Below are 2,861 nucleotides of genomic sequence, written 5' to 3'. Positions count from 1 at the left end.
GCTGACGCGACAGGCGGACCTTCGGTCCGCCGAAAGCGGGGAGAGGGTTAGGGTGAGGGGGTCGCGTGGCGAGGATCTTCAAAAATCGCCCGGTTCCCGCTCTCTTATCGAACCCATGCCATGCGTCCCCCTCACCCCGACCCTCTCCCCGGGGGGGAGAGGGGGATATGGGAGAGGGGTCAAGCCGTCGGCAAGACCACGGCGTCGGCGGCGCGGAAGCCGAGGCGGGCGGTTTCGCCGGGAACGAAGGCCGGTTCCTGGCCCAGATGCGGCATCTGGACGGTCAGGCCGCCGTCTAGGAAGGCGTTGACGAAGGCGCCTTCGAAGTCGCTGTGGCTGACGCGGGCGGTCAGGCTGTTGTCGTTCTCGCCTGGGGCCAGACGTTCCGGCCGGACGAACAGGGTGGCGCGGTCGCCCACCGCCAGACCGCGCGGGTTGCGCCCGCGCAAGGGCCCGTAAGCGGTGTCGAGCACCGCCCAGCCCTCCGCCGCCTGGGTGACCGGGCCGGCGAAGCGGTTCGCCTCGCCGACGAAGGAGGCGACGAAGGCGGTTTCCGGGTGGTCGTAGATGGTCTGGCCGTCGCCCACCTGTTCCAGCACGCCGCGCGACATCACGCCGATGCGGTCGGACATGGTCAGCGCCTCGCCCTGGTCGTGGGTGATGTAGATGAAGGTGACGCCGGTGCGCTTCTGCAGCTCGCGCAGCTCGGCCCGCATGTGCTGGCGCAGCTTGAGATCGAGCGCCGACAGCGGCTCGTCGAGCAGCAGCACCGCCGGCTCCACCGCGAGCGCGCGGGCGATGGCGATGCGCTGGCGCTGGCCGCCGGACAGGTCGGTCACCCGCTTGTCCGCCGTGTCGGGCAGTGCCACCAGCTCCAGCAGCTCGCGCACCCGGCGCTTGCGGTCCGCCGCCGGCACGCCGCGCACCTCCAGCCCGAAGCCGATGTTGTCCGCCACCGTCATCAGCGGAAACAAGGCGAGGTTCTGGAAGATCAGCGCGGTCGGCCGCTTGTTCGGCCCGATCCCCTTCATGTCCCGGCCGCCGATGCGGACGGCGCCGTCGGTCGGCTCCATGAAGCCGGAAATCATGCGCAGGATGGTGGTCTTGCCGCAGCCCGACGGGCCGAGGAAACTGAAGAACTCCCCTGCCCCGATGGTCAGCGACACGTCGCGGACGGCGACGGTGTCGCCGAACCGCATGGTGACATGGTCGAGTTGGACGTCTTGGCTCATGGACCCTGCCGAAATGGGAACACAAACCCTCTCCCGCCCCGGGAGAGGGAGGGACCCGCCGCGGGCGGGAGGGTGAGGGGTGGCCCGAGAAACCCGAACCGCATGGTTTCTTGGAGCACCCCTCACCCTTCCCATGGCTCGCGCCATGGGCCCCTTCCCTCTCCCGGGACGGGAGAGGAAGGATCAGATCACGCCGCGAGGAAGCGATCCTGGTACTCGTTGCGGATCGAGACGTACCACGCGTCCTGGATCGGCCACCACCACAGCTTCTGCAGCGCGTCGCCCGGATAGGCGTCGGCGAAGAACTGCTTGTTGAGGTCGGTCAGATGCGCCTCGGCGCCGACCGCGGTGCTGGAGATGCCGGAATGGTTGGTGTAGAGCGCGCCGGCCTGGGGCGTGTAGAACCAGTTGATCCAGGCATAGGCGTTCTCCAGGTTCTCCGCCTTCTTCGGGATGGCGAAGCCTTCCATCCAGGCGAGCGCACCTTCCTTCGGCGCCACGAAGCGGACCGGCAGCCCTTCCTTGCGCAGCGCCACGGCGCTGCTGTCCCAGGTCTGGCCGATGACACAGCCGTTGGTGCGGAAGGCGCCCTGGGCCTCGTTCTCGTTGGTCCAGAACTGGGCGACCGACTTCTTGTTGGCGGCGGCCACCTTGAGGATGGCGTCGAAGTTGGCGCGCGCCTTCGCCTCGTCCTTGAACTGGTCGCGGACCGGGTGCGGCAGCTTGCCCTGGCTTTCCAGCCACAGCGCGATGCCGATCAGCGAGGAGTGGCCGCGCACCGTCACCTTGCCGGCATTGGCCGGCGCCCACAAATCGCCGTAGCTGGCGGTGCCGTAGGCGAGCGGCGCCTTCTTCATGTCGTAGGCCAGCGCCTCGGTGCCCCAGTCGGCCGGGGCGAAATAGCGCTTGCCGCCGACGACGCCGCCCATCCCGGCGGAACCCTCGACCGACGATTTCAGGCAGCCGTCCCACTTCACCTTCGCCTCGTCGATCGGCTGAACCAGCTCGAACTCGACATAGTTCGGCACGCGGTCGACGGTGGGGTGGATGATGTCGAAGCCGGCGCCGCCGGTCGCCTTCAGCTGGTTCAGCAGCTCGTCGTTGGTGCCGTATTCGGTCAGGGTCGCCTTGACGCCGGTCTTCTTCTCGAAGTCGGCCAGCATGTCCGGGCTGATGTAGCCGGCCCAGGAGAAGATCTTCACAGAACCCGACGCCGCGTGGCCTTCACGCAGGACGAAGGGACCGACCGAGGCGACACCGGCGGCCGCCGCGGCGCTTTGCAGCAGCAGGCGGCGGGTGAAGCTCTTGGCGGCGCGCTGGGTCTCGGCGCTGGACCGCTGGGATTCGGTCTGGGCGTGATCGATCCCGGTGTGAAAGATCTGGGACATGACGTCCGGTCTCCCTGGCTCTTGGATGGCGTTTGGACGGGTGGCGTTTCAGCGCGTCGGCGTAAGCCCCGCTCAAGGCGCAAAGTGTGCCTGAGACAAAAGCGGTCCGTCCATGGGGGAAGATGAAGCTCCGCCAAACTTCATAGAGCCGTCACATGGCTAATCCCCCCTCCCCCGCTTACGCGCAAACTTCGTTTGCGCTGACGCGACAGGCGGACCTTCGGTCCGCCGAAAGCGGGGA

General features: G+C 67.9%; 2 protein-coding genes. Both read right to left on the bottom strand.

From position 1 onward, the window contains the following. Nucleotides 1–179: 179 nt before the first annotated feature. Entirely contained in the window at nt 180–1,232 is a 1,053-nt protein-coding gene (locus JHL17_RS11485) for an ABC transporter ATP-binding protein (protein ID WP_200193175.1), read from the bottom strand. Between the two features lie 188 nt (nt 1,233–1,420). Beyond that, on the bottom strand, nt 1,421–2,620 hold the full coding sequence (locus tag JHL17_RS11480; protein ID WP_200193173.1) for an extracellular solute-binding protein: 1,200 nt from the start codon (nt 2,618–2,620) through the stop codon (nt 1,421–1,423). Between the last annotated feature and the right edge of the window lie 241 nt (nt 2,621–2,861).

Origin of the sequence: Azospirillum endophyticum (assembly GCF_016595245.1) — a bacterium.
Lineage (GTDB): Bacteria > Pseudomonadota > Alphaproteobacteria > Azospirillales > Azospirillaceae > Azospirillum > Azospirillum endophyticum.
This window is presented reverse-complemented; position numbering and strand designations above follow the sequence as displayed.